Below are 26,395 nucleotides of genomic sequence, written 5' to 3' on the forward strand. Positions count from 1 at the left end.
GCGATGCTCACGTTGGAGACGTGGCGCGAAGCTGCCATAACCGTGGCCTCGAAACACAAGGCGGAGGGCGGTCATGGGCGAGTTCGCGAGGGAAGGCGGCTGCCGTTGCGGCCAGGTGCGTTTCAGGATCTCCGCGCCGCCGCTGATCACCATGGCCTGCCACTGCACCGGCTGTCAGAAGATGACCGCCAGCGCCTTTTCCTTGAGCGTCCTGACGCCCAGCGCCGGGTTCACCGTCATGGAGGGCGAGCCGGTTCTCGGCGGCCTGCACGGGGCGACGCGCCACTTCTTCTGCCCGCACTGCAAGAGCTGGATGTTCACGCGCCCGGACGGGGCCGAGCATCTGGTCAATGTCCGCACGACCCTGCTGGACGACCCGAGCGGCCTTGAGCCCTACATGGAGACCATGACCGCCGAGAAACTGCCGTGGGCGACCACGCCGGCGGTCGCCAGCTTCGAGGGTTTTCCGCCGGCTGAGGTCTACGGCCCGCTGATGAAGGCCTTCGCCGCCGGCCGCGCCTGACGGCGCGCTACTTGGTTCCGATCACCATCGAGTCCGGCCCGACCAGCGGCTCGACGCGGGCGTCCCTGAACCCGGCCGCCTTCATCCAGCCGATGCAGTCGGCGCCGGTGTAGTCGAAGCCGCCGTTGGTCTCGATCAGCATGTTGAGGCTCATCAGCAGGCCAAAGACGTTCTGCCGCCGCTCGTCGTCGATGATCGCGTCATAGACGATCAACCGCCCGCCCTCGGGCAGGGCGGCATGGGCCTTGGCCAGCAACGCCTGCTTCTGGCCCAGATCCCAGTCGTGCAGGATGTGGCCCATGATGATCACGTCGGCCGTGGGCATCGGCCCGGCGAAGAAGTCCCCGGCCTGGAAGCGCACGCGGCTCTGAAGCCCCTTCTCCTTCACATAGGCCTCGAACACCGGCTGCACGGCGGGCAGGTCGAAGCCGGTCGCCGACAGGTGCGGATGGGCCTGGGCGATCGCCGCCGTCGCCCCGCCCTGGGCGCAGCCGACGTCGACGAAGGACTTGACCTCGTTCCACGGGAACAGCGCCGCCATGGCCTGGGCGGCGGGCAGGCTGACGCCGGTCATGCCCCGCAGGAAGCTCTCCAGGATGACGGGATCGGCATAGATCGTCCCAAACAGGTCCTCGCCGCCGTCCTTGGCCTCGTTCTGCGGCTGGCCGGTGCGCAGCGCCTCGGTCAGTCCGTTCCAGAAGCGGTAGAGCCGGGTATTGGCCATTTCCAGGATGCCGCCGACATAGGTCGGCTTGTTCCGATCGAGAAAGACCGCGGTCTCGGACGTATTGGCGTAGACCTCGCCCTCGCGGGCCAGCATGCCCAGCGCCACCAGGGCGTCGAGGAAGTCGCGGGCCGAACGGGGGTGCAGATCCAGTCGCGTGGTCAGCGCCTGCAGGCCCAGCGGCCCTTTTCCCAACTCGGTGAACACCCCCAGCTCGACGGCGCTGAGCAGCGTCTTGGAACCCCAAAAGCCCCAGCCCAACTCCATGATCTTCTCAGGCGTGATCGGGCGTGCATCGTCCATGGCTAGCTTCCCTGGCCAGCCCCGCCCCGTGCGGACGGTCCGCCCGGCGAGGCGAGCTCGTCAAGGTCCGATCATCGAGCGTGTTCGGCGGAACCGCGCCGCCGCGCGGCCGGGCGGCCCAGATTGGGAGTGACCCCCGTCCCGCCGAGGCGCTAATGTTCTACCAGGCGTGGCGCCGTGGGCGTCGCCCGGATGGAGTATTGGCATGCGTGCGCTTCTGATCGCGGCTTTCGCGACCGCCCTTCTGGCCTCGCCCGCCAGCGCCGAAAAGGCCGGGTGCAAGGCGACGCTCGACGGCGGTTGGCGCTGCAAGGAACTGGACGGTCACGTGACCGAGCGGCGTCCGGACGGCGAAGGCGGGGCGCGGACCACCTCCACCGACCCGCGCAAATGGGGAACCTCCGATGGCCATGGCCGCGGGATCACGCCGCCCGACAGCATGATCCGCAACTCCCCCACCTTGCGCCGGGAGGCCTGGGGCCGGGTCGCCGATCCGTGGGAGCCGCGCAAGGCGCCGGCCCAGGCCGCCGGCGGTTGGCAGACCCCGCGCGCGCCGATCCCCTGATCGGATAGGGGGCCGCTTCCCGCGTCAGGGATAGGTCGTCTGCAGCCACCTGACCACGGCCGACTGCAGGGCGATGCGGTGGTCGTTGTAGCTGTGGTCGGTCGGGAACCTCACGCGGGTCGGGGCAGGGCCGCCGGCGGCCTCGATGGCGTCGGCGACGGCTTGATCGGCCGGCTCGGCGCCGTCGTCCGAACTGATGATCAGCGCCGGCCGTCCGGCCATCTCCGCAGCGTTGCGTCGCCAGTCCCAGGCTTCGGCGTTGGCGAGGATCTCGTCGGCCAGCGCCGCCGGCGTGGCGTTGGTGAAACTCGCATCGTCGGTCAGGCCCATGAGCGCTTCGGCCAGCCCGGTCGGATCGCCAAGTTGCGCCGCCATGCCGCCGAGGTCGGCGGCGGAGATGACCACGAAGCCGGCGACCGGTTCGTCGCCCAGCATCACCGTGTCGAAACCGCCCATGCTGTGGCCCAGCACCACCAGCCGCGTCGCGTCCACCTGGCTGCTGTTGAACGGGTGCCGCAGCCACGCCAGCGCCGCGCGCGCATCCTCGATGGTGTGCCCGAAGCTGAATTGCCCAGGAGCGCCCCAGACGCCGCGATAGTGGATCGCCAGCACGTTCCAGCCCGCCCGCTGGATGGCCCGCGCCAGATCGAGGTTGAGCTCGGTGCCCGGAAAGCCGTGGAGCAGCAGGACGGTCGGATGCGGGCCTTGGCCGCCGGCGGTGAAGAACCGAGCCGGAACCTGGACGCCGCCGGTGTGGTAGCGCACCTGCAGGAGGTGCGCAGGTCGATCCTTGTCCGGCGCGGGATCGGCGATGACGGCCGGCGGCGGCGTCGCAGCCTGCGCCAGGCAGACCGAAGCGGGCGCCATCAGCGCCATCGTCAGCAGCAGGTGCTTCATCGCCCGTTCCCCGACCTGGAGCATCTTCCGTCGAAGCGGATGCCGGCTCGGCTAAGAAAATGCCCTAAATTCAAAGAGTCCCGAGCACGACTCGATTCATCGAAACCGATCATGCTTCGAGCTTGAGAGTTTGCATGAGCCCATCGGGTTGTCACGCGACCTCCCCGCCCACGCCCTCAGACCGGCATGGCCGTCGTGTACTTCACCTGGCTCAACGCGAAGTGCGACGCCGCGGTCGCGACGTTGGGATGGTTCAGCACCACGCCCATCAGGAACCGCTCGTAGCCGGCCACGTCGGCGACGACCACGCGCATCAGATAGTCCCATTCGCCGGACATCGAGTGGCATTCCATGATCTCCGGCCGCGTGCGCAGGAAGGCCTCGAACTCCTGGCGCTGGACGGTGGCGTGGGACTTCATGCGTAGCTGGCACATGACGTTGACCCCGCGGCCGACGCGCTCGGCGTCGACCAGCCGCACCGCCTCGCGCAGCACGCCGGCCGCCTCCAGCGCCTTGATCCGCCGCCAGCACGAGGCCGGCGAGGCGCCCACCTGTTCGGCCAGCGCGGCGTGACTCTGCGAGGCGTCGGCTTGCAGGGCGCGGAGCAGCTTCCGGTCGACCTCGTCGAGCTGATGCGTCTCTTTCATATATTGGCCCGTTGGTGAAACGTTTCACCAGATGATCGTCAAAACGCCGCGAGATTGAAAGCCGTTCATCGCGGGCTGCGCGTAACTTTCTTCTCAGATGAAGGAGGACGCCGCATGACCGATGTGATCGCCCCCGCGCGCTCGCTGTTCGCCGGGCTGCAGGCCCAGGCGCCGGACCCGCTGCTGTCTCTGATCGCCCTCTATAAGAACGACCCGCGCCCGCAGAAGCTTGACCTCGGCGTCGGCGTCTATCGCGACGCGGCCGGCGCCACGCCGGTGTTCGGGGCCATGAAGGCCGCCGAGCGGGTGCTGCTCGAAACGCAGGCCACCAAGGCCTATCTCGGCCCCGAGGGCGACTTCGGTTTCCTGGAAGCCATCGCCCCGGTGGTGTTCGGCAAGAGCCGGGCCGGCGAGGGCCTGTTCGCGGTCCAGACCCCCGGCGGCACGGGCGCCCTGCGCCTGGCGGCCGAGCTGGCCAACGCCGGCGCGCCCGGCGCCCGCATCTGGATGGGCGCGCCGTCCTGGCCGATCCACGCGCCGATCTTCCGCCAGGCCGGCCTGGCCGTGGAGAGCTTCCGCTATTTCGACCCGGCGACCCAGCGCATCTGCTTCGACGAGATGATGGCCGCCCTGGCCAGGGCCACGGCCGGCGACCTCGTGCTCCTGCACGGCGCCTGTCACAACCCGACCGGCGCGGACCTGTCCCTGGCCCAGTGGGCCGAGGTCGCGGCGCTGCTGAGCGCGCGCGGCGCCGTCCCCCTCATCGACCTGGCCTATCAGGGCCTGGGCGCGGGCCTCGACGAGGACGCCGCCGGCATGCGGCTGGTGATGGACGCCTCGGACGCGGTCATCGTCGCCTATTCCTGCGACAAGAACTTCGGCCTTTACCGCGAGCGCACCGGCGCGCTGTTCGTCCGCGCCCGCGGTCATGAGGACGTGGTCCGCTCCAACATCCTGCAACTGGCGCGCTGCGCCTGGTCGATGCCGCCGGACCACGGAGCCGCCGCCGTCCGGGTGATCCTCGAAGATCCCGCCCTGACCGCCCAGTGGCGCGCCGAACTGGACGCCATGCGCACGCGTTTGAATCAGGTGCGCGCGGCGCTGGCCGAGGCCGATCCGCGCCTGGAGCCGCTGCGCGACCAGCACGGCCTCTTCGCCCTGCTGCCGCTGAGCCCGGCCCAGGTCGAGGCCATGCGCCGCGACCACGCCGTCTACATGGCCGGTTCCGGCCGCATCAACATCGCCGGCCTGAAGGCCGACACCGTCCAGCCATTCGTGCAGGCGCTCGACGCCTGCCTCAAGGGAGACGCCTGACATGACCGTGACCCCGGAAAATCCCATCGGTCTCGACGGTTTCGAATTCGTCGAGTTCACCAGCCCCGATCCGGTCGGGATGACGGCGCTGATCGAACAGCTCGGCTTCACCGCCTGGTCCAGGCATCCGACCAAGGCGATCACCCGCTACAAGCAGGGCCGCATCAACCTGCTGGTCAACCAGGAGCCGGCCGGCCAGGCCGCCGAATTCCGCGCGGCCCACGGCCCGTCGGCCAACGGCATGGCCTTCCGCGTCGCCGACGCCAAGGCCGCCTATGACCTCGCCGTTTCGCGCGGCGCCAGGCCGGCCGACGCCCCGACCTCGGCCCTGCCGGACGCCTATGTGCTGGAAGGGATCGGCGGCTCGCTGCTCTATCTGGTCGACCGCTTCGGCGACAAGGGCGCGATCTACGACGCCTGGGAGCAGATCCCCGGCGCGGCGGAGGCCGAGGCCAGGAACAGCGTCGGCCTCGACCTGCTCGACCACCTGACCCACAACGTCAAGCGCGGCCAGATGCGTACCTGGTCGAGCTTCTACAACCAGATCTTCGGCTTCGAGGAGCAGAAGTATTTCGACATCAAGGGCCAGGCCACGGGCCTGTTCAGCCAGGCGATGATCGCGCCCGACAAGGCCATCCGCATCCCGCTGAACGAGAGCCAGGACGACAGGTCCCAGATCGAGGAGTTCATCCGCGAGTACAACGGCGAGGGCATCCAGCACCTGGCCTTCACCACGGATAATATCTTCGAGACGGTCGAAGCCCTGCGCGCCCGCGGCGTGAACCTGCAGGACACCATCGAGACCTATTACGAACTGGTCGACAAGCGCGTCCCCGGCCACGGCGAGGACCTGGAGCGCCTGAAGAGGAACCGCATCCTCATCGACGGCAATGTCGGCGACGAAGGCATCCTGCTGCAGATCTTCACTGAGAACCTGTTCGGCCCGATCTTCTTCGAGATCATCCAGCGCAAGGGCAACGAGGGCTTCGGCAACGGCAACTTTCAGGCCCTGTTCGAGTCCATCGAGCTCGACCAGATCCGCCGCGGCGTCATCAAGGTCGACGCGGCCTGAATCATACGTGTCATCCCGGTTTCGGCCGCAGGCCGAAGACCGGGACCCACCGGATCGTGCAGGATGCGGCGGCGCCTATGCCCGCCTAGGGTTTGAGGGGGAAACCGGCCGTGGAGACAACCATGCCGCTGAACTACATGTCCGGCTTCGGGGGAAGCTTCGAAACCGAGGCCGTCGCCGGCGCCCTGCCGGTCGGCCAGAACTCGCCGCAGCAGACGCCGTTCGGCCTGTTCGCCGAGCAGCTCTCGGGCAGCGCCTTCACTGCGCCACGGCATGAGAACAGGCGCTCCTGGCTCTATCGCCTGCGCCCCACCGCCAGCCATTCGCCTTATCAGCCCTATGCCGGCGGCAAACTGCTGCGCTCTGGCCCCTTCGACGAGGTTCCGCCCAGCCCCAACCGCCTGCGCTGGGATCCGCTGCCGATCCCGGCCGAGCCGACCGATTTCATCGACGGGCTGGTCACCTACGCCGGCAACGGCGACGTCGGGACCTTCGCTGGCATCGCCATCCACCTCTACGCCGCCAACCGCTCGATGCAGGGCAGGGTGTTCTGCGACGCCGATGGCGAGCTGCTGCTGGCGCCGCAGGAGGGCGAACTGCTGCTCGCCACCGAGTTCGGCCGCCTTGAGCTGAAGCCGGGCGAGATCGCGGTAGTCCCGCGCGGCGTGCGCTTCCGCGTCGAGCTGACCGGCCCGGTCGCCGGCGGCTATGTCTGCGAGAACTACGGCGCGCCGTTCCGCCTGCCCGAGCTCGGCCCCATCGGCGCCAACGGCCTGGCCAACGCCCGCGACTTCTTCTACCCGACGGCCTGGTTTGAGGATCGCGACGAACCCACGGAAGTCGTTCAGAAATTCCAGGGCGCGCTATGGACCACGACGCTGGACCACAGCCCGCTCGACGTCGTCGCCTGGCACGGCGCGCTGGCGCCCTGCAAGTACGACCTGGGCCGCTTCAACACGATCAACACGGTCAGCTACGACCACCCCGACCCGTCGATCTTCACGGTCCTGACCTCGCCGTCGGAGGTCCCCGGCACCGCCAACTGCGACTTCGTGATCTTCCCGCCGCGCTGGATGGTGGCCGAGCACACGTTCCGCCCGCCCTGGTTCCACCGCAACGTGATGAGCGAGTTCATGGGCCTGATCCACGGCGCCTATGACGCCAAGGCCGGCGGCTTCGCGCCCGGCGGCGCCTCGCTGCACAACTGCATGAGCGGCCACGGCCCCGACCGCGAGAGCTACGAGAAGGCCGTCGCCTCCAACCTCGCGCCGCACAAGATCGAGAACACCATGGCCTTCATGTTCGAGAGCCGCTGGGTGATCCGCCCGACCCGGTTCGCAACCGAAACCCCGCTGCACCAGCTCGACTATGACGACTGCTGGACCGGCTTCTCCAAGGCGCAAGTTCCCACCCGATGATCGACGAGACCCACGACCCGGCCCGCGCCAGTTGGGTTTCGAGCGCCGACGGCCATGCCGACTTCCCGATCCAGAATTTGCCGCTGGGCGTCTTCTCGCCGAACGGCGCCGCGCCGCGGGGCGGGGTGGCGATCGGCGACCTGATCCTCGACCTGTCGCTGGCCGCACGCTCGGCCCTGCTGAGCGGCGAGGCCAAGGCCGCGGCTAAGGCCGCCGCCGGCCCGACGCTGAACCCGCTGCTGGGTCTGGCGCCCGCGGCCCGCCGCGCCCTGCGCCGGCGGCTGTCGGAGTTGCTCGCCCAAGGCGCGCCCGACCGCGCCGAGGTCGAGACCTGGCTTCATCGCGCCGACGCCTGCACCCTGCATCTGCCGGCCGCCATCGGTGACTACACGGACTTCTACGCCGGCATTCATCACGCCCTGAACGTCGGCCGCCAGTTCCGGCCCGACAACCCGCTGCTGCCGAACTACAAGCACGTGCCGATCGGCTATCACGGCCGCGCCTCCTCGATCCGCGTCTCGGGCGCGCCGGTGCGCCGGCCCAGCGGCCAGAAGAAGGCCCCCGACGCCGAGGCGCCGACCTTCGGCCCCTCCGCCCGGCTCGACCTGGAGCTGGAACTCGGCGTCTGGATCGGCCAGGGCAACACGCTGGGCCAGCCCATCCCGATCGGCCAGGCGTCCGCCCACATCGCCGGCCTCTGCCTGCTCAACGACTGGTCGGCCCGCGACCTCCAGGCCTGGGAATACCAGCCGCTGGGGCCGTTCCTGGCCAAGAACTTCATGACCACCATCTCGCCCTGGATCGTGACCAGCGAGGCCCTGGCCCCGTTCCGCATCGCCCAGCCGGCGCGCCCCGCAGGCGACCCCGCGCCGATGGCCTATCTGACCGACGCGGCCGACCAGGCATCGGGCGCCTACGCTCTCGACCTCGAGGTGTTCCTGTCGACGGCCCGGATGCGCCAGCAGGGGACCGCTCCGGTCCGCATCTCGGCCAGCGCCGCGCGCCACCTCTACTGGACCGCCGCCCAGATGGTGGCGCACCACACGGTCGGCGGCTGCGACCTCAATCCGGGCGACCTGCTGGGCACCGGCACCATCTCCACCCCCGACGACACCGGCCTCGGCAGCCTCTTGGAGCTGACCCGCGGCGGGACCGCGCCGATCACCCTGCCCAGCGGCGAGACCCGCACCTTCCTGCAGGACGGCGACGAGCTCTCCATCGCCGGTCACGCCCGCGCCGCGGGCTATGTCGCCATCGGCTTTGGCCCCTGCGTCGGAACCATCCTCGGGTGAGCGAGGAGACGCCCCAGCCTGCGGTCCGGCTGTTCTCCACGCCCCCAGGCGTGAAGCTCGGCCCCCTGGAGCTGATCGCCGACGGGGCGGCGCGCAATTTCGTGCTGCAGATCGGCGAGGGCTTCTTCCATGGCTTCGTGGTCCGCCGCGGCCAGGAGGTGAGGGGCTATGTCGACCGCTGCCCGCACGCCGGCCTGCCGCTGGCCCAGAAGCTCGACGACTACCTGACGCCGGCCGGCGACCTGATCGCCTGCGCCTGGCACGGCGCCCTGTTCGACATCGACAGCGGCGCCTGCGTGGGCGGGCCTTGCGCCGGGGCGTCGCTGCGGCCCTGGCCGGTGGCCCTGGTCGAGGGGCAGATCCGCACCGCCTGACCGGGCGAACCCCGGCCTGGGTTCTCAGGGTTGCACCTGAGGGCGCAAGCTCGGCTTTCGAGGCCTAATGGCGGCTCAATCGGAGCCAGAAAGCCATGATGCGCATCCTCGCCGCCGCCGCCGTCCTCAGCCTCGGCGCCGCCCCCTTGGGCGCCTGCGGCAGCAGCACCACGACCCAGGTCGACACCGCGACCACCGGCCAGGAACTCGTCGACCTCAAGAAGGCGTACGACGAGGGCGTCATCACCAAGTCCGAGTACGAGCGCAAGCGGAAGGAGATCCTGCGGAAGTAGGAAATCTGAGGCCTCACGACCTCGTCACTGGCTGGACCTGAGCCCGCGCCGCGGGCTAGGTCGCTGCAACGAGACGTAGAGGACGCCCGCATGACCCAGAACTTCGAGACCCGCGCCATCCACGCCGGCGCCGCGCCCGATCCCACGACCAAGGCCCGGATCACCCCGATCTACCAGACCACGGCCTTCGTCTTCGACGACGCCGACCACGCGGCCAACCTCTTCAACCTCGAAGCGCCGGGCAACATCTACACCCGCCTGGGCAACCCCACGACCGGCGTGCTGGAAGCGCGCCTGGCCGACCTGGAGGGCGGCGTCGCGGCCCTGGCGGTCGGCAGCGGCCACGCCGCCCAGTTCCTGGCCTTCCACTCGCTGATGGAGCCGGGCTGCAACATCGTCGCCTCGCGCAAGCTCTATGGCGGCTCGATCAACCAGCTCGGCCAGTCCTTCAGGCGGATGGGCTGGGAGACCACCTTCATCGATAGCGACGATCCGGCCGACTACGCCGCCGCCATCAACGACAAGACCCGGGCGGTGTTCGTGGAATCGATCGCCAATCCGGGCGGCGTGATCACCGACATCGCCGCCATCGCCAAGGTCGCCCATGACGCCGGCGTGCCGCTGGTGGTCGACAACACCCTGGCCACCCCCTACCTCTGCCGGCCGTTCGAGCACGGCGCCGACATCATCGTCCACTCGCTGACCAAGTTCCTCGGCGGCCACGGCAACTCGATGGGCGGGGCGATCATCGACTCCGGCCGCTTCGACTGGGCCGCCAGCGACAAGTTCGGCTATCTCTCGCAGCCCAACCCCAGCTATCACGGCAAGGTGTTCACCGAGGCGTTCGGCCCGGCCGCCTTCATCGTCGCCTGCCGCGCGCTCGGCCTGCGCGACCTTGGCCCGTCGATCTCGCCGTTCAACGCCTTCATGATCCTGACCGGCATCGAAACCCTGCCGCTGCGCATGCAGCGCCACGCCGACAACGCCCTGGCGGTCGCCAGGTGGCTGGAAGCCAACGACAAGGTGGCGTGGGTCTCCTATGCCGGCCTCGACGGCAACCCCTACAACGCGCTGGCCAAGCGCTACACGCCGAACGGCGCCGGCTCGGTGTTCTCGTTCGGGCTCAAGGGCGGCTACCAGGCCGGGATCAAGCTGGTCGGCGGGGTGAAGCTGTTCTCTCACCTGGCCAATCTCGGCGACACTCGCAGCCTGATCATCCACCCGGCCTCGACCACCCACCGCCAACTGGACGAGAAGAACCAGGTCGCCGCCGGCGCCGGCCCCGACGTCATCCGCCTGTCGGTCGGCATCGAGAACGTCGCCGACCTCATCGCCGACCTCGACCAGGCCTTCTCAAGCCTTTGATCCAATCTGGGCGCGCGCCGCCTCTGATCGTCATCCCCGGCCGCGCCGGCGTGCCGGGGATCCATACGCGCCGGAGATTCTCGACAAGGCGGTGTCCATGGATGGCCGGGACCTGCCGGCCCGGCCATGACGAACCCTGGAGAAGAGCCGGATGCGATCGCCCTGCCCCTCTGGGAGAACTGTCCGCTAGGCCGGTCAAGGGAGACTTTAGCTCTACCAGGCTTGGGATTCGCGGTTAGGTTTGGAGGGCTCCTCGTCAGCCCTGGGAGACGCCTTGCTCCGCGTCCGCGAATTCTCCGCCGTCGGCTACCGCTCGCTGCGCAAGATCGTCTGCCCGGTCAGCTACCTGGAGGTGTTCGTCGGCGGCAACGGGGTCGGCAAGACCAACCTCTATCGAGCCCTGGAGCTGATCCGCGCGGCCGCCGCCAACACGCTGGGACTGGAACTGGCCCAGGAGGGCATGGCCTCGGCGTTCTGGGCCGGCCAGCGGCGATCGGGTCCTGCTCGTATCGCGCTGGAGGTCAGCCTCTCCGATCCCGAGGCGCGGGGCGCGGCGCGCGGCGTCTACCGCTATCACGTCGAGATCGGCTTTCCCGCGCGCCCGACGGCGGCCTTCGACCTCGAGCCGCAGATCAAGGAGGAGTGGCTCTCCTACGATGGCGGCGGGCGCCAGGTGCGGCTGATGGATCGGCGCGGCCCCTCGGTCATGGCCCGCGACGAGGACGGCCGCCCCGTCGAGATCGACATCGACCTGCTGGCCTCGGAAACGGTGCTCGGGCGGCTGCAGGATCCCAGCCGCTATCCCATGCTCGACATGGTCCGGCGCACCTTGCTGGAGTGGCGCTTCTACCACGACCTGCGCACCGACGCCGGCTCGCCCCTGCGCCGCCCGTGCCCGGCGGCGGCGACCCCGACCCTGGCCTCGGACGGCTCGAACCTGGCGGCGGTGTTCGCCACCCTGGCCCATGTGCGCCAGGACACCCACGACCTGGACCAGGCGATCGCCGAAGCCTTCCCCGGCGCACGGTTGGTGGTTCCCCAGCCGGGACGCACCGCCAGCTTCGGCATGGTGTTCGCGGAGTTTCCCGATCGGGTGTTCGAGCCGGAGGAGCTGTCCGACGGGACCCTGCGGTTCCTGGGCCTGGCCGGCGCGCTGCTGGCCTATCGCCTGCCGCCCTTCGTCGCCCTGAACGAGCCGGAAGCCAGCCTCCATCCGCACCTGATGGCGCCGCTGGCCCGGCTGGTGACCCGCGCCGCCGAGCGCGCCCAGATCTGGCTGGTCACCCATTCGGAAGCCCTGGCCGAGGCCGTCGACCAATCGGGGATCGGCCAGGTGCGCACGGTCGTCAAGCAGGACGGCGCGACCTGGATCCAGGGGCTCAGCCTGCTTGGCGAGTTCGCGGACGAGACCTAGCGGGCGATCAGTCCAGCACCCGGCCTTCGCGCCAATAGCCCATCAGGTTGAGCGCGTTCTTGTCGACCTTGCGTTCGGCGATCAGCAGCCGCCGGATGGCCAGGACCGCCGCGGCCTCGCCGGCCACCCAGCCATAGAAGCCGGCGTCGCCCGGGGCCGAGACGTCCCAGAGGATGGCCTCGTCGACGTTCACCTCGGCCAGCACCGGCGCGGCCTTCGATCCAGCGGTCGGCAGGGCGGCCCGATGGGCGGCGCCCAGCATCTTCGCGCCGGGCGCTTCGAGGCCGCGCGGCATCCATTCGACCGACAGCCCCGGCCAGGTGGCCAGCGGGATCGCGTCGTCCTCCGACGGCGTCTCGACGTAGAGCTCGGTGATCGGCGGGGCGGGCAGGGCGGCCAGTTCCTCGAGGATTCCGGCCACCGCCGGCAGGGCGGTCTCGTCGGCGATCAGCAGCAGGCGCCTCAGGCCCTGCGGCGGCTTCCATTCATAGCCGCCGGCGTCGCCCTCGAAGGCGGCGTTGGGGGCCATGATCTGCAGGCGTTCTCCCGGCCTGGCCCGCGTGGCCCAGGTCGAGGCGGGGCCGGTCTCGCCATGCAGCACGAAGTCGACGTCCACCTCGCCGGCATGGGCGCGCAGGGCGCGGATCGTATAGGTGCGCATGGGCGGGCGGGTGGCCACGTCCTGCTTCTTGTAGCGGGCGTACCAATCGGGCGTGCCGACCAGCTCCGGCGGGCGGCCCTGCGGGGTCGGAAAGAAGATCTTGATGCGCTGGTCAGGCGCCAGGGTCGCCATCCGCCCGACCTGCGGCCCCTCGAAGGTGAAGCGCCAGAGGTGGGGCGACAGCGGGGACTTGGCCTTCAGGGCGACGTCGAACAGCTTGTAGGGCGAGGCGGGTTGGGAAGCTTCCTGCGACATGCTCCCACCACATCACAGTTGCGAATGACTCGCAATATTATTCGATGCCGCCGATCCAGGTCCGCTGCGTCCTCAGGTCCTGGTCCAGCAGCACGAGGTCGGCGCGCGCGCCGGGCGCGATGACGCCGTACCCGTCCAGGCGCAGGAACGCCGCCGGGTTGGCCGAGGCCATCCTTGCGGCCTCTTCCAGGCTGAGCCCGGCCATCCGCACGGCGTTGGCGACCGCTCCGGCCATGTCCAGGTCCGATCCGGCCAGGGTGCCGTTCTCGTCGACGCAGACCCCGTCGACCACCCGGATCGGGCGGCCCTGGATGGTGAAGCTCTTGTCGGTCATGCCGACGCTGGGCATGGCGTCGGTGACCAGCATGAACCGGTCGCGCCGCTTGGCCGCGAAGGCGATGCGCAGCACCGCCGGATGGATGTGGCGGCCGTCGGCGATGATCCCGCACCAGCTCGCCTGATGCTCCAGCGCCGCCCCGACCGCGCCCGGGGCGCGGCTGGTCAATGGCGACATGGCGTTGAACAGGTGGGTGAAGCCGGTGACGCCGGCGCCCAGCGCCTCGGTCAGCCGCTCGTAGGTGGCGTTGGTGTGGCCCGCGGCGATGGTCACCCCGGCCCGGGCCAGCTTGCCGATCATTTCGGGCGTCGTGGTTTCGGGCGCCAGGGTCACCAGCGTGCGGCCGCGCCTGGCCGAGGTCAGCAGCTCCAGCGCCGCGGCGTCCAGGGTGCGGAACTTGGAGGCGTCGTGCACCCCCTTGCGCTGCTCGCTGAGGAACGGCCCCTCGATGTGGATGCCCAGCACGCCGGGCACGCCGGCCTCGATCGCCGCATCGACCGCCGCGATGGCCCTGGCGACGGTCGAGAGGTCGTCGCTGATCAGGGTCGGCAGGAAGCCGGTGGTTCCATAGGTGCGGTGCGCCGCGCCGATCGTGGCGATCGCCTCGACCGTGGGCGCGTCGTTGAACAGCACCCCGCCGCCGCCGTTGACCTGGGTGTCGATGAAGCCGGGCAGCAGATAGCCGCCCTCCAGGTCGACGGTCCGGTCGGCCGCCGTCTCGCCGACGGCTGCGATGCGCCCGCCGTCGACGATGATGCTGGTGGTCTCCAGGCCCTTTGCGGTCAGGACCCGACCGTTCACGAACGCGGTGGTCATCAGACGGTCTCGGTCACCTTGTTGAGGTGGGGCGGCCGGTCGGGATCGTGCCCGCGCAGGATCGAGAGCTGATTGGCCATGCGGTAGAAGCCCTGCACCCGGACGATCGGCTCCAGGATCGGATGGGCGCTCAAGGTCGGCAGGCCGCCGCCGCCGCCGGCCAGCATCACCTGGGCCCCGCGCGCGGCCAGGTCCTTGGCCAGGGCCACGACGCTGTCCTGGCTCTGGTCGTCCTGGGCGAAGACCAGGACCGGGAAGCCCTGGTTCACCAGCGCCATCGGGCCGTGCAGCACCTCGGCGGCGCTGAAGGCCTCGGCGTGCAGGCCGCAGGTCTCCTTGAACTTCAGCGCCGCCTCCTGGGCGACCCCGAAGCCGACGCCGCGGGCCAGGACATAGAGGTTGCGCGCGTCCTTCAACTGCTCGGCCGCCGAGCTCCAGTCGAGCGGCCAGGCCTTTTCCAGGATGGCCGGCAGGTCGTTCAGGCCCTTCTCCAGGGCGGCGTCCTGGGTCCAGGCGGCGACCAGTTGGGCGATGCCCGCCAGGGCGGCGATGTAGGACTTGGTGGCCGCGACGCTCAGCTCGGGGCCCGCATGCAGCGGCAGCACCCGGTCGGCCATCGCCGCCAGCGGCGAGGCTTCGTCATTGACCAGGGCCACGGTGCGCGCGCCGCCCTGCCTGGCGGCCTCGACGGCGGCGAGGAGGTCGGGGCTCTTCCCGGACTGCGAAATCGCCAGGTAGAGCATGCCGTCCAGCTTCGGCTCGGCCGCATAGACCGAGCTGACCGACAGCGCCGCCGAGGAGGTGACGACGCCCGTGCCGGTCTCGACCAGGTACTTGGCGTAGGTCGCGGCGTGATCCGAGGAGCCGCGCGCGCAGGTGACCACGGCCCTGGGCGGATGGGCCCGCAGTTCGGCCCCCAGCGCCTGGGCCGCCTGGCGGTTCGCGGCCAGCATCCGGGCCACGACGGCGGGCGCCTCGGCGGCCTCCTGGAACATGCGCGTAGCCTCGGGGCGCAGGGCAGGGGGCTTGAGGGTCACGCGTTTTCTCCGGGCCACTGGGCTTGTCTCAAAGGGCGTTCAGTTCGGCGACGAAGTCGTAGGCGTCGCCGCGATAATAGGACTGGGTGACTTCCACCGCGCGCCCGTCCTTCAGGAACCCGCGCCGTTCGATCAGCAGCCCCGGATCGCGCGGCGCCACGCCCAGCAGGTCGGCCTGCTCGTCGGTGAACAGCACAGCGCGCAGCCGCTGCAGCGCCCGCACCGGCCGGTGGCCGGTCTTCTCCAGCGCCTCGTAGAGCGAGGTCTCCACGAAGTCGGGGCTGGGCATGCAGAACGCCGCCAGGGTCGAGTATTCCAGCGCCATCGGCGCGCCGTCGGCGTAGCGGATCCGGTTGAAGCGATAGACCGGCGCGCCCGGCGACAGGCCGAGCGTCAGCGATTCCTCCGGCGTCACCTGGCCTTCGGTCCGCGACAGCCAGGCCGAGTGCGGGACCCGGCCGCGGGCGATCATGTCCTCGGTGAAGGACGACAGCTTGGAGAAGTTCTTCTCGACCCGCGCCGCCACGAAGGTGCCCGCGCCCTGGCGGCGGACCAGCAGGCCCTCGCCGACCAGGCCGTCCAGCGCCTTGCGCACGGTGATTCTCGACACGCCCAGTTCCTCGGCGAAGTCGCGCTCGGCGGGCAGGGCGTCGTCGGGGCCCAGGACGCGATTGGCGATCGCATCACGCAGCACCTTCTGGAGCTGGCGGTAAAGCGGCGCGTGGTCCTGGGCGTCCAGCCGGCCGATGCGCTCGGAAAAGGTCAAGGGCGTCTCTCCGCGGGGATCGCCGGCGTGCCTGCCGTCGGCGTGTGTTGAGACCATTTAGATACCAATATGTACCAGTAGCGCAATTGGTCTCTTTTTGGGCTTGTCAATTTTATGAAACTGCGCACAGATCGGCGTCGCAGGGTCGATGTAACGCCGGTCTTCGCAGGTCTTTGCGAAGAATTGGTATCACATTGGGCTCGCGTCGGCTCCGGGGGAAGGCCCGGATTTAGGGGAGAAGCCGAGTGAAGCATCGCAAATCCATTTTGATCGCGTCCGCGAGCCTGTTGGCCGTCGCCGGCGCCGGACCGGCCTTCGCGCAGGCCACCCAGGTCGACGAACTCGTCGTCACCGGCATCCGCGCCTCGCTGCAGCAATCGCTGGAGACCAAGCGCGCCGCCGACGCCATCGTCGACTCGGTGACCGCCGAAGACGTCGGCAAGTTCCCGAACACCAACGTCGCCGAAGCCCTGACCATGGTGCCCGGCGTCACCGTCGACCGCCAGTTCGGCCAGGGCGAGAAGGTCAGCATCCTGGGCACCGACCCGGCGCTGAACCGCACCCTGCTGAACGGTCAGACGGTCGCGTCGGCCGACTGGTTCATTCTCGACACGCCCGGCCGGACCTTCAACTACGCCCTGCTCGCACCGCAGATCGTCGGCCGCGTCGACATCTACAAGTCGCCGGAAGCGCGGCTCGACGAAGGCAGCATCGGCGGGACGGTCATCGTCAACACCCGCCGCCCATTCGACCTGAAGCCGCTGACCCTCGCCGGCTCGCTCGGCTACCTCTACAACGACCGCTCCGAGGAGGGCGATGTCCAGGGCGCCGCGATGGTGAGCTGGAAGAACGAGGCCGAGACCCTCGGCGCGGCGTTCTCGGTCCAGCGGGCCACCGATCAGCTTCGCCGCGACGGCCTCGAAACCTACGGCACCATGGCGGCCGGCAACTGGGCCGGCGGCAACGCCGACAACCCGGTCGACTCGCGCAACTTCGGCTGCGTGGGCGAATGCGCGCTGACCTTGGGCGCCAACCAGAACGCCCGCAGCCCCAACGCCTTCGGCACCTCGTTCTTCGAGCAGGAGCGCGAACGCACCAGCTACACCGCCTCGCTGCAGTTCCGGCCGATGGAGAACCTGGAGCTGGAGTTCAACTGGCTGAAGATCAAGGCCACCTACGACAACCTGAACCAGTCGATGTACGCCTTCCAGGGCAACACCTGGAACAGCCTGGGCGCGCTCACCGGCCTGACCGTCCGCGATCAGGTGGTCACGGTCGCCAGCTTCCAGAACGCGCTCAGCGTGCTGGACGTGCAGTACCGCGAAGCCGAGATGAACTCCGACACCTATGACTTCCGCGGGAAGTACCAGGGCGACGGCTGGGACCTGTCGGGGAACGCGGGCTGGTCCAAGGCCGACGGCGGCACCAAACGCCAGGTGTTCCTCGAATTCCTGAACTGGGCCGACTACACGGTCGACATCAGCGGCGCGCCCGGCCAGGCCGGCCAACTGACCTACGCCACCAACGTCCAGGGCAATCCGGCCGCCTTCGCCACCGATCCGGGCTGGAGCGGCAACCTGGTCGAAAAGCCGACCACCGACGAAGAGAAGTACGCCCAGGCCGACTTCGGCCTCGACCTCGACGGCGTCATCAAGCGCGTGCAGGTCGGCTACAAGTTCCGCCGCCACGAGACCACCCAGCAGTACGCCGGCATCGCGGTCACCGGCGTGGCGGCGCCGGCCAGCCTGTTCCAGCCCACCACCGTCCCGGGCAACTACCTCGACGGCTTCGGGGCCAACGACCAGATGCGCGGCCGCTTCCGCATCAGCGGCGACGCCATGGTCGCCTATGTCCAGGGCGGCCAGTGGCTGGCCCCCGGCCAGGCGATGCCGACGCCCTCGATCTTCGCGGCGCCGGAGTTCACCGCCGGCAACTGGGCGATCCAGGAAGACATCAACGCCATCTACGCCCAGGCCGAGATCGAATCCGGCGCCCTGCGCGGCAACTTCGGGTTCCGCTATGTGAACACCGGCGTCGACAGCTCCGGCTATGTCTGCAACCCGGGCTCGCCTTGTTCGGGGCCCGCCGACTGGTCCTGGCGGACGACGTCGAAGTCCTACGACAACGTCCTGCCCAGCGTGAACCTGGCCTACAACGTCACCGAGGACGTCATCGTCCGCTTCGCCGCGGCCCAGGTGATCGCGCGGCCGAACTATGCCGACATGACCAACTTCTTCCAGCTCTCGGACGGCATCCTGACCGGCCAGGGCGGCAACCCGAACCTCGATCCCTACAAGTCGAGCAACTTCAACCTGTCGGCGGAGTGGTACTTCCAGCCCCAGGCGATCGTGGCGCTGGAGCTGTTCTACAAGGACATCAGCAACTACATCCTGCAGCAGACCGCGCCCGAGCAGTACTTCAACCAGTCGCAGGGCCGGGTGACGACCTATCAGATCAGCCGCCCGCACAACGCCGGCAGCGCCGACATCGCCGGCTTCTCGCTGGCCTATCAGCAGAACTACGCCTACGGCCTGGGCCTGCTGGCCAACTACACCTATGCCGACGGCGAGGCCGACGACGGCGCGGACCTGCCCTACAACTCGCGCCACCAGGTCAACCTCAGCCCGTTCTACGAGAACGGCCCGATCCAGCTCCGCGCGACCTATAGCTGGCGTTCGAAGTACTTCACCGGCGTCGACCGCGGCGACAACATGTACGTCAAGGACTACGACACCCTCGACGTGTCGGGCACCTACAACTTCACGGACAATGTCAGCCTGACCCTGGCGGGCATGAACCTCACGGACTCCGAATACTACGCCTACGCCAACAAGGAATCGCTGCCGCGCGGCGTCTACCGCACGGGTCGGAAGTACATGGCGACCATCAACCTGACCTTCTGACGCGGCGGCTCGGCCGGTCATGACCGGCCATACCCTACGTGGACACGGCCCGGCTCTGGGCCGCGCCCGCGGCGGACGGGGGCCCATGCCCGGATCCCCGTCCGCGCCTTCGCTTAGCGCGCAGGCCGGTCCAGGATGCGTCCATGAAGACCGCCCGCGCAGAGATTCCCCGCAACCCCGCCTCATCGAGGCCACTGGGCGGGGCGGCTTGCCGCTCCGCCCTTATTTTGCGCGAGTCCGGCCGATGATCCGTTCCCTTCTCCTCGCCACGGCCGCTGCGGCGCTGCTGGCGACCAGTAGCTGGGCCGGCGCCCCGATCGTCCCGGCGCCCGTCTCCGACATTCCGCGCGACGGCGGCTTCCAACTGGATGCGCGCACCGTGATCAGCGCGCCCGCCGACGATCCCCAGGCGATGGCCAGCGCCCGCCACCTGGCCGAGCTGCTAGGCCGCAGCCGCGGGCTGATGCTGGCCGTTCGGGCGCCGAGGGCCGGCGAACGCGCCATCGTCCTCTCCCGCCAGGGCCCGGCCGGCGAGGCCTACAGGCTCGAGGTCTCGGGCCAGCGCATCGCCATCGCCTCGGCCGGCGACGCGGGCCTGTTCTACGGCGCGGTCACCGCCTGGCAGCTCGCCACGGTCGACGGCCGGCGCGGGCCGATCCTGGTCGCCGCCCGCCAGATCGAGGACGCGCCGCGCTTCGCCTGGCGCGGCGTGATGCTGGACAGCGCCCGCCACTTCCAGAGCGTCGACTACGTGAAGGGCCTCATCGACCGGATGGCGCTGGCCAAGCTCAACACCCTGCACTGGCACCTGACCGACGATCAGGGCTGGCGGCTGGAGATCAAGAAATATCCCAGGCTGACCGAGGTCGGCGCCTGGCGCGCGCCCGCCGGCCCGGCGGCCGCCGCGGACATCGACCCCAAGACCGGCAAGCCGAGGGTGATCGGCGGCTACTACACCCAGGACCAGGTGCGAGACGTCGTCGCCTACGCCGCCGCCCGCCACGTCACCATCGTCCCGGAGATCGAGACGCCGGGCCACGCCCATGCGCCGATCGTCGCCTATCCCGACCTGGGCTCGGCCGCGACGCCGCCGGCCGCCACCTCCTCGGACTGGGGCGTCTTTCCCTATCTCTACAATGTGGACGAGAAGACCTTCGCGTTCCTGGACGACGTGCTGAGCGAGGTCGTGGCCCTGTTTCCCGGCCGCTACGTCCATGTCGGCGGCGACGAGGCGGTGAAGGACCAGTGGAAGACCAATCCCGCCGTCCAGGCGCGGATGAAGGAGCTGCACATCGCCAGCGAGCGCCAGTTGCAGGGCTGGTTCATCTCGCGCGTCGAGCAGATGCTGGAGGCCAAGGGCCGCCGGCTGATCGGCTGGGACGAGATCCTCGAAGGCGGCGTCGCCGAGAGCGCGACGGTGATGTCCTGGCGCGGGATCGACGGGGCGATCATCGCCGCCAAGCTGGGGCACGACACGATCCTGAGCCCCGAGCCGATGATGTACCTCAACTACCGCCAGAGCGCCGCGCCGGGCGAGCCGCCGGGCCGCGGGGCGGTAGTGTCGCTGAAGGACGTCTACAGCTACGAGCCGATGCCGGCCGCCCTCAACGCCGACGAGCGCCATCACGTGCTGGGCGTGCAGGGCAACATCTGGACCGAGCACGCCCGCACCGAGGAGCGGGTCTCGCTGATGCTGTTCCCGCGGGTCGCGGCCCTGGCCGAGACCGCCTGGTCGCCGGCCGCGGCCAAGGACTGGGACGGCTTCGCCGACCGGCTGCCGGTCGAGCTGGACCGCTATCGCGGCCTGGGCCTGGCCTTCGACGAGACGCCGCTGAAGGTCCGCGCCCTGAGCAGCCCGAGCGGAACGGGCGCGCGCGTCGCCCTGCTGGGGGCCGAGGACGTCGGCGAGATCCGCTACACGCTCGACGGCTCGCAGCCGGCGGCCGGCTCGGCGCTCTACACCGCGCCGCTGGAGGTTCCGCTCGGGACCCGGGTGCGCGCCCAGGCCTTCCGCGGCGGCCAGGCCCTGGCCGCGCCGTCGGACATCGCCGTGGACGCCCGCAGCATCCGCACCCGCGCCAGCCAGGAACTGGCCTCGTGCCAGCGCCAACTGGTGCTCAACCTGGAGGACGACGCGCCGATCGACGGCGAGCGCGCACGCTTCCTGGTCGACATCCTCAGCCCCTGCTGGCTCTACGAAGGTGTTGATCTGACGGGCGTTTCGCAGATCGAGGCGGCGGTCGGGCAGATCCCGTTCAACTTCCAGATCGGCCAGGACATCGAGAAGATCAGGTTCCGTCCGCCCGCGACCGCAGAGGGCGAGCTGGAAGTGCGCCAGGGATCCTGCTCCGGCGCGGTGGTGGCGACCCTGCCGCTGGCGCCGGCCGCGCGCTCGCAGGGCGTCACGGTGCTGAGCGGCCAGATCGCCGGCGCGCCGGGGCCGCAGGACCTGTGCTTCACCTTCACCCAGAAGACGGTGGAGCCGATGTGGGTGCTCGACCGCGTCACCCTGGTCGCGGGAGCTGGCCATGAGCGCTGACCTGGTGCTGCTCTCGCCCCTGGACGGCTGGGCCGCGCCGCTGGCCGAGGTTCCCGATCCGGTGTTCGCGCAGGCGATGCTGGGCGAGGGGCTGGCGATCGACCCGACCGGCGGCGTGCTGCATGCGCCCTGCGACGGGGTGATCGTCGCCGTGCACGCCGCCCGCCACGCCGTCAGCCTGCGGGCCGAGGGCGGGGTGGAGATACTGATGCATGTCGGGCTCGACACCGTCGCGCTGGGCGGCGAGGGCTTCGAGGTCCATGTCGCCGAGGGCCAGGTCGTGAGCGCGGGCCAGCGGCTGATCTCCTTCGACCTGGCGGTGCTGGCCGAGCGGGCCACGAGCCTGATCACCCCGATCATCGTCACCGACGCGGCCGGCCGCAGCATCACGGCCCGGTTGTCCGGGGCGGCGGTCAAGGTCGGCGAGCGGCTGCTGACCCTGGCGCCCGGCGTCGCCGTGGCCGCGCAGGCGGTCGCCGCCGGGCCGGAGCTGACCCGCGCCATCGTCGTGCCGCTGATGCACGGCCTGCACGCGCGCCCGGCGGCGCGGGTGGCCGAGACCGCCAAGCGCTTCCAGGCCGAGATTTCGCTGCTGGCGCTCAACCGCCGCGCCAACGCCCGCAGCCCGGTGGGGATCATGTCGCTGGGCCTGCGGCACGGCGACAGCGCGACCCTGGCGGCGGCCGGGCCCGACGCCGCCGCGGCGCTGGAAGCCGTCGCCGAACTGATCGAGGGCGGCATGGGCGAGGGCGCGCCGATCCGCAGCCCCGCGCCTGCGCCGGTCGAGGCGCCGCCCGCCAGGCGCGCCGGCCTGGCGGTGCTGAAGGGGGTGATGGCCTCGCCGGGCCTGGCGGTCGGCAAGGCCGTGCGGCTGTTCGTCGAGGAGCTCACGGTCGTCGAGGCCGGGCAGGGCGCGGCGCAGGAGCAGGCGGCGCTGGACGCCGCGCTCGCCGCCGTCGGCGCCAGGCTCGCCCGCGAGGCCGAGAGCGGCGAGGGGCAGGCGCGGCGGGCCATCCTGGGCGCGCATGCGGCCTTCCTGGAGGACCCGGAGCTGACCGGCCAGGCCGCCCGCCTGATCGGCGAGGGCAAGAGCGCAGGCTTCGCCTGGCGCAGCGCCATCGGGGCCTATGTCGAGGCGCTGCGCGGCCTGGGCGACCGGCGGATCGCCGAGCGGGTCGACGACCTGCTGGACCTGGAGCGCCGGGTGCTGCTGATCCTGGCGGGCGAGGAGGACCGCGGTCCCGAACTGCCGCCGGGCGCGATCCTGTTGGCCGAGGAAGTGCTGCCCTCGCAACTGATGGGGCTGGACGCCGGGCGGCTGGCGGGGATCTGCACGGCCAGGGGCGGGCCGACCTCGCACGTCGCCATCCTGGCCGCCTCGATGGGCGTGCCGGCGGTGGTGGCGGCCGGGCCGGGCGTGGCGGCGATCAACGAGGGGACCAGCCTGATCCTCGACGCCGACGCCGGCCTGCTGCACGTCGCGCCGGACGCCAAGGCCCTGGAGACCGCCCAGACGACATTGGCCGTTCGCGCCGAACGCCGCGCCGCCGCCAGGCTCGCCTCGCGCGAGGACTGCCGGATGGCCGACGGGACGCGGATCAAGGTCTATGCGAACCTGGGCTCGCTGGCCGACGCCGAGGCCGCCGAGGCGGCGGGGGCCGAGGGCTGCGGCCTGCTGCGCACCGAGTTCCTGTTCCTGGAGCGCGACACCGCGCCCGACGAGGAGGAGCAGGCCGAGCGCTACGGCGCCATCGCCGCGGCCATGGGCGGGCGGCCGATGATCATCCGCCTGCTCGACGTCGGCGGCGACAAGACCGCGCCCTATCTGCCTATCGGGCCTGAAGAAAATCCCGCCCTGGGGGTGCGGGGCGTGCGCGTGCTGATGCGCCGCCCCCAGGTGCTGAAGACCCAGCTTCGGGCGATCCTGCGCGGTGCGCCGCACGCGAAGATCATGGCCCCGATGGTCGCCAGCCTGTCGGAGCTGCGCGCCGTGCGCGCGGCCCTGGACGAGGCGCGCCGCGAGATGGGCCGGGTCGGGCGCACCGACCTGGGGGTGATGATCGAGACCCCGGCCGCGGCGGCGACCGCCGACCTGCTGGCGGCCGAGGCCGACTTCCTGTCGGTGGGGACCAACGACCTGACCCAGTACGCCCTGGCCATGGACCGCGGGAACCCGGACCTGGCCGGCGAGATCGACGCCCTGCACCCGGCGGTGCTGCGGCTGATCGCCCAGGCCAGCGAGGGCGGCCGCAAGCACGCCCTCTGGACCGGGGTCTGCGGCGGCCTGGCCGGCGACCTGGCCGCCGTGCCGATCCTGATCGGCCTGGGGATCACCGAGCTCTCCATGCCCTCGGCCGCGATCCCCGAGGCCAAGGCCCTGATCCGCACCCTGTCGCCGGGAGCCTGCGCCGAGCTGGCGCGCAAGGCCCTGGACCAGCCCTCGCCCGAGGCGGTGCGCGCCCTCTCCAACACCTTCCTGACCGGAGAAGCCTGATGGCCTCGCCCCTCGAAGCGCTGCAATCCCTGGGCCGGGCGCTGATGCTGCCCATCGCCGTGCTGCCGGCCGCGGGCCTGCTGCTGCGGCTGGGCCAGCCCGACCTGCTCGACGTGGCGTTCATCGCCGCGGCGGGGGAGGCGATCTTCGCCAATCTCGGCCTGCTGTTCGCGGCGGGCGTGGCGGTGGGACTGGCGCGGGACAACCACGGCGCGGCGGGACTGGCCGGCGTGGTCTGCTTCCTGATCGCCTCGCGCAGCGCCGAGGTGCTGCTGCACGTGCCGCCCGAGGCGCTGAAGGGGATGGCCGGCGAGGCCGCATCCCTGGCCACGGCCGCCTTCAAGGAGAAGGCGATCGCCAAGGTCTCGGTGCCGATCGGGATCATCTCAGGCCTGGTGGGCGGGCAGTTCTACAACCGCTTCTCGAACGTCAAGCTGCCGGAATACCTCGCCTTTTTCGGTGGGCGGCGGTTCGTGCCGATCGTCGCCGGGCTGGCCGGGCTGACGCTGGGCGCGGCGGTCGGCTTCACCTACGAGGGGCTCAACAGCGCCATGGACGGCGCCAGCCGCGCCATCGTCGGCTCGGGCGAGGCCGGGCTGTTCGTCTATGGGGTGCTGAACCGGGCGCTGATCGTCACCGGCCTCCACCACATCCTCAACAACATCGCCTGGTTCATCGTCGGCGATTTCCACGGCGCGACCGGGGACCTGAACCGCTTCTTCGCGGGCGACCCGAGCGCCGGGAGCTTCATGGCCGGGTTCTTCCCGGTGATGATGTTCGGCCTGCCGGCGGCGTGCCTGGCCATGTACCACGCCGCCCCGGCGCACCGGCGCAAGGCGGTCGGCGGCATGCTGGCCTCGATGGCGCTGACCACCTTCCTGACCGGGGTGACCGAGCCGATCGAGTTCAGCTTCATGTTCCTGGCGCCGGTGCTCTACGCGATCCATGCGCTGCTGACGGGGCTGTCGTTCATCATCATGAGCCTGCTGGACGTGAAGCTGGGCTTTGGGTTCTCGGCCGGGTTCTTCGACTATGCGCTGAACTTCGGAAAGGCGACCAACCCGTTGTATTTGCTGCCGATCGGGCTTGCCTACTTCGCGCTCTACTACGGCGTCTTCCGCTGGGCGATCGCGCGCTTCGACCTGAAGACGCCGGGCCGCGAGCCTGAGGCGGCGTCAGGCTCCGGCGCGCCCAGGCCGCTCAGCGGCAAGCGCGGCGAGGACTTCGTCGTCGCCCTGGGCGGGGCGGCCAACCTGGTCGGCGTCGACGCCTGCACGACCCGGCTGCGGCTGGTGGTGGCCGACCAGGGCGCGGTGGACGAGGCGGCGCTGAAGGCGCTGGGCTCGCGCGGCATGGTGCGCCCCTCGGACAAGGCGCTGCAGGTGGTGCTGGGCCCGGTCGCCGACCAGGTGGCCGGCGAGATCCGCGCGGCGATGGCCGGCGGGCCGCTCGCGGCGCCGGCCGGCCCGGCTGCGGCGGCGCCCGCCGCGCCGTTCGACCTCGGCCCCTGGCTGGCCGGGCTGGGCGGGGCCGGCAACGTCGCCGAGGCGGCGCTGAAGGCGGGCCGGGTCTGCGCGCGGCTGGTCGATCCGGCGGCCCTGGACGAGGCGCTGCTGCTGGCGCGCGGCGCGCGCGGCGTGGCCCGGCTGCCGGGCGGCGAGGTGCAGATTCTGCTGGCGCCGGCCTAGCTATCGGCAGGTTTTCGGCCGCAGCTTGCAGGAACCTGCACGATCGGGCCGCAAACAGGGCGGTTGCGGGCGGCCGGAGCGGGCCCGAGCGTCACGACCGGCAGGTTTCGGCGCGCGAACCTGCCGATGCCGATCGGCGCTAGAGCAGAGGCTTCAGCCAGCATTCCGGCGTCCACGGCGGCAGGGCCGAGAGCGAGAGGCGCCGCCCCGCGATATGGACCTCGACCGGATAGCCCTCGGTTTCGAAGCTGCGGCCGATCACCAGCGCGGCCTCGTCGTCGGCGCACGCGACCGCCTGGGTGCGGAACCGCTCGCCGAGGTGATTGACCAGTGAGATCGAGTAGACGCGCATGCAACCCCGATCACCGCAGACGCGGCGCAAGATCGGGGGATATGGAACGACCATAGGACCGGCGGCGGCGGCCGACAAGTTCGCCGACGGCGGATCAGGGCGCGGCGGGGTCGGTGCTCGCCAGGACCGAGGGCGTGTTGAGCGTCCAGGGCTGGTGGCCGCGGGCCTCGTGGCGGACGACGGCGCCCGGATCGCGCTTGTCGACGGGCTGACCGCAGGTCTGGCAGACGTAGAAGTGTCGCTCGTCGTCGATCGGCTCGTGATCCTGACGCCCGATGTAGCGGAGTTGGCCTGGCATCGAATCTCCTTCTCCCCGCCCTTCGACTCCGCAGGGCGGGCCGCGGTT

Annotated in this window: 23 protein-coding genes; 14 read left to right on the forward strand and 9 right to left on the reverse strand. The window is 70.5% G+C overall.

The window, feature by feature from the left end; genetic code table 11:
• Nucleotides 1-73: 73 nt before the first annotated feature.
• Entirely contained in the window at nucleotides 74-523 is a 450-nt protein-coding gene (locus RTL41_RS14615; protein ID WP_312165744.1) for a GFA family protein, read from the forward strand.
• Nucleotides 524-530: 7 nt separating this feature from the next.
• On the opposite strand, the gene RTL41_RS14620 is transcribed toward RTL41_RS14615, so the two are convergent.
• Nucleotides 531-1,550 carry a methyltransferase gene (locus RTL41_RS14620; RefSeq protein WP_312165746.1) on the reverse strand — a complete coding sequence of 340 codons (1,020 nt, stop codon included), beginning with the start codon at nucleotides 1,548-1,550 and terminating at the stop codon, nucleotides 531-533.
• A gap of 205 nt (nucleotides 1,551-1,755) precedes the next feature.
• Here RTL41_RS14620 and RTL41_RS14625 point away from each other — a divergent pair, with 205 nt between their 5' ends.
• Entirely contained in the window at nucleotides 1,756-2,115 is a 360-nt protein-coding gene (locus RTL41_RS14625; protein ID WP_312165747.1) for a hypothetical protein, read from the forward strand.
• A gap of 24 nt (nucleotides 2,116-2,139) precedes the next feature.
• Here RTL41_RS14625 and RTL41_RS14630 read toward each other — a convergent pair whose 3' ends face one another.
• On the reverse strand, nucleotides 2,140-3,012 hold the full coding sequence (locus RTL41_RS14630) for an alpha/beta fold hydrolase (RefSeq protein WP_312165748.1): 873 nt from the start codon (nucleotides 3,010-3,012) through the stop codon (nucleotides 2,140-2,142).
• A gap of 176 nt (nucleotides 3,013-3,188) precedes the next feature.
• A complete protein-coding gene (locus RTL41_RS14635; RefSeq protein ID WP_312165749.1) occupies nucleotides 3,189-3,659 on the reverse strand; it encodes an Lrp/AsnC family transcriptional regulator in 471 nt (156 codons plus the stop codon).
• Between the two features lie 114 nt (nucleotides 3,660-3,773).
• On the opposite strand from RTL41_RS14635, the gene RTL41_RS14640 reads away from it, so the two are divergent.
• From RTL41_RS14640 to RTL41_RS14675, 8 genes are all read left to right on the forward strand, one after another.
• The gene (locus RTL41_RS14640; RefSeq protein WP_312165750.1) at nucleotides 3,774-4,973 is read left to right on the forward strand and encodes an amino acid aminotransferase; all 1,200 of its coding nucleotides are present in this window, start codon (nucleotides 3,774-3,776) and stop codon (nucleotides 4,971-4,973) included.
• 1 nt (nucleotide 4,974) lies between these two features.
• On the forward strand, nucleotides 4,975-6,045 hold the full coding sequence (gene hppD / locus RTL41_RS14645; RefSeq protein WP_312165751.1) for a 4-hydroxyphenylpyruvate dioxygenase: 1,071 nt from the start codon (nucleotides 4,975-4,977) through the stop codon (nucleotides 6,043-6,045).
• Nucleotides 6,046-6,167: 122 nt separating this feature from the next.
• Nucleotides 6,168-7,463 carry a homogentisate 1,2-dioxygenase gene (gene hmgA, locus RTL41_RS14650; protein WP_312165752.1) on the forward strand — a complete coding sequence of 432 codons (1,296 nt, stop codon included), beginning with the start codon at nucleotides 6,168-6,170 and terminating at the stop codon, nucleotides 7,461-7,463.
• Nucleotides 7,460-8,755: a fumarylacetoacetase gene (gene fahA / locus RTL41_RS14655; protein ID WP_312165753.1), complete on the forward strand. Its 1,296-nt coding sequence runs from the start codon at nucleotides 7,460-7,462 to the stop codon at nucleotides 8,753-8,755. The genes hmgA and fahA overlap by 4 nt, the downstream gene beginning before the upstream one ends.
• Entirely contained in the window at nucleotides 8,752-9,129 is a 378-nt protein-coding gene (locus RTL41_RS14660) for a Rieske (2Fe-2S) protein (RefSeq protein ID WP_312165755.1), read from the forward strand. The genes fahA and RTL41_RS14660 overlap by 4 nt, the downstream gene beginning before the upstream one ends.
• A gap of 95 nt (nucleotides 9,130-9,224) precedes the next feature.
• Nucleotides 9,225-9,422: an SHOCT domain-containing protein gene (locus tag RTL41_RS14665; RefSeq protein WP_312165756.1), complete on the forward strand. Its 198-nt coding sequence runs from the start codon at nucleotides 9,225-9,227 to the stop codon at nucleotides 9,420-9,422.
• 90 nt (nucleotides 9,423-9,512) lie between these two features.
• A complete protein-coding gene (locus RTL41_RS14670) occupies nucleotides 9,513-10,787 on the forward strand; it encodes an O-acetylhomoserine aminocarboxypropyltransferase (RefSeq protein ID WP_312165757.1) in 1,275 nt (424 codons plus the stop codon).
• 274 nt (nucleotides 10,788-11,061) lie between these two features.
• Nucleotides 11,062-12,201 (forward strand): AAA family ATPase, encoded by a 1,140-nt coding sequence (locus RTL41_RS14675; RefSeq protein ID WP_312165758.1) that lies wholly within the window; start codon nucleotides 11,062-11,064, stop codon nucleotides 12,199-12,201.
• A 7-nt stretch (nucleotides 12,202-12,208) separates the two neighbouring features.
• Here RTL41_RS14675 and RTL41_RS14680 read toward each other — a convergent pair whose 3' ends face one another.
• The 4 genes from RTL41_RS14680 to RTL41_RS14695 form a co-directional block, all read right to left on the reverse strand.
• On the reverse strand, nucleotides 12,209-13,117 hold the full coding sequence (locus tag RTL41_RS14680) for a siderophore-interacting protein (RefSeq protein ID WP_312165759.1): 909 nt from the start codon (nucleotides 13,115-13,117) through the stop codon (nucleotides 12,209-12,211).
• Nucleotides 13,118-13,154: 37 nt separating this feature from the next.
• Nucleotides 13,155-14,270: an N-acetylglucosamine-6-phosphate deacetylase gene (nagA, locus tag RTL41_RS14685; protein WP_312165760.1), complete on the reverse strand. Its 1,116-nt coding sequence runs from the start codon at nucleotides 14,268-14,270 to the stop codon at nucleotides 13,155-13,157.
• Nucleotides 14,270-15,265 (reverse strand): SIS domain-containing protein, encoded by a 996-nt coding sequence (locus tag RTL41_RS14690; RefSeq protein ID WP_312165826.1) that lies wholly within the window; start codon nucleotides 15,263-15,265, stop codon nucleotides 14,270-14,272. Before RTL41_RS14690 ends, nagA begins: the two co-directional genes overlap by 1 nt.
• A gap of 70 nt (nucleotides 15,266-15,335) precedes the next feature.
• Nucleotides 15,336-16,073, reverse strand: coding sequence for a GntR family transcriptional regulator (locus tag RTL41_RS14695; RefSeq protein ID WP_312165762.1), 738 nt, complete (start codon nucleotides 16,071-16,073; stop codon nucleotides 15,336-15,338).
• Between the two features lie 266 nt (nucleotides 16,074-16,339).
• Between RTL41_RS14695 and RTL41_RS14700 the strand changes: the two genes are divergently transcribed.
• From RTL41_RS14700 to nagE, 4 genes are all read left to right on the forward strand, one after another.
• On the forward strand, nucleotides 16,340-18,976 hold the full coding sequence (locus RTL41_RS14700) for a TonB-dependent receptor (RefSeq protein WP_312165763.1): 2,637 nt from the start codon (nucleotides 16,340-16,342) through the stop codon (nucleotides 18,974-18,976).
• Between the two features lie 244 nt (nucleotides 18,977-19,220).
• The gene (locus RTL41_RS14705) at nucleotides 19,221-21,515 is read left to right on the forward strand and encodes a family 20 glycosylhydrolase (protein WP_312165764.1); all 2,295 of its coding nucleotides are present in this window, start codon (nucleotides 19,221-19,223) and stop codon (nucleotides 21,513-21,515) included.
• Entirely contained in the window at nucleotides 21,505-24,009 is a 2,505-nt protein-coding gene (gene ptsP / locus RTL41_RS14710; protein WP_312165765.1) for a phosphoenolpyruvate--protein phosphotransferase, read from the forward strand. The genes RTL41_RS14705 and ptsP overlap by 11 nt, the downstream gene beginning before the upstream one ends.
• Nucleotides 24,009-25,697 (forward strand): N-acetylglucosamine-specific PTS transporter subunit IIBC, encoded by a 1,689-nt coding sequence (gene nagE, locus RTL41_RS14715; protein ID WP_312165767.1) that lies wholly within the window; start codon nucleotides 24,009-24,011, stop codon nucleotides 25,695-25,697. The genes ptsP and nagE overlap by 1 nt, the downstream gene beginning before the upstream one ends.
• Nucleotides 25,698-25,836: 139 nt before the next feature.
• On the opposite strand, the gene RTL41_RS14720 is transcribed toward nagE, so the two are convergent.
• Both RTL41_RS14720 and RTL41_RS14725 read right to left on the reverse strand, forming a co-directional pair.
• A complete protein-coding gene (locus RTL41_RS14720) occupies nucleotides 25,837-26,049 on the reverse strand; it encodes a hypothetical protein (protein WP_312165769.1) in 213 nt (70 codons plus the stop codon).
• A gap of 94 nt (nucleotides 26,050-26,143) precedes the next feature.
• Entirely contained in the window at nucleotides 26,144-26,347 is a 204-nt protein-coding gene (locus tag RTL41_RS14725) for a hypothetical protein (RefSeq protein WP_312165770.1), read from the reverse strand.
• Nucleotides 26,348-26,395: the final 48 nt, after the last annotated feature.

Origin of the sequence: Phenylobacterium sp. (assembly GCF_031984885.1) — a bacterium.
In the GTDB taxonomy this organism is placed as follows: domain Bacteria; phylum Pseudomonadota; class Alphaproteobacteria; order Caulobacterales; family Caulobacteraceae; genus Phenylobacterium.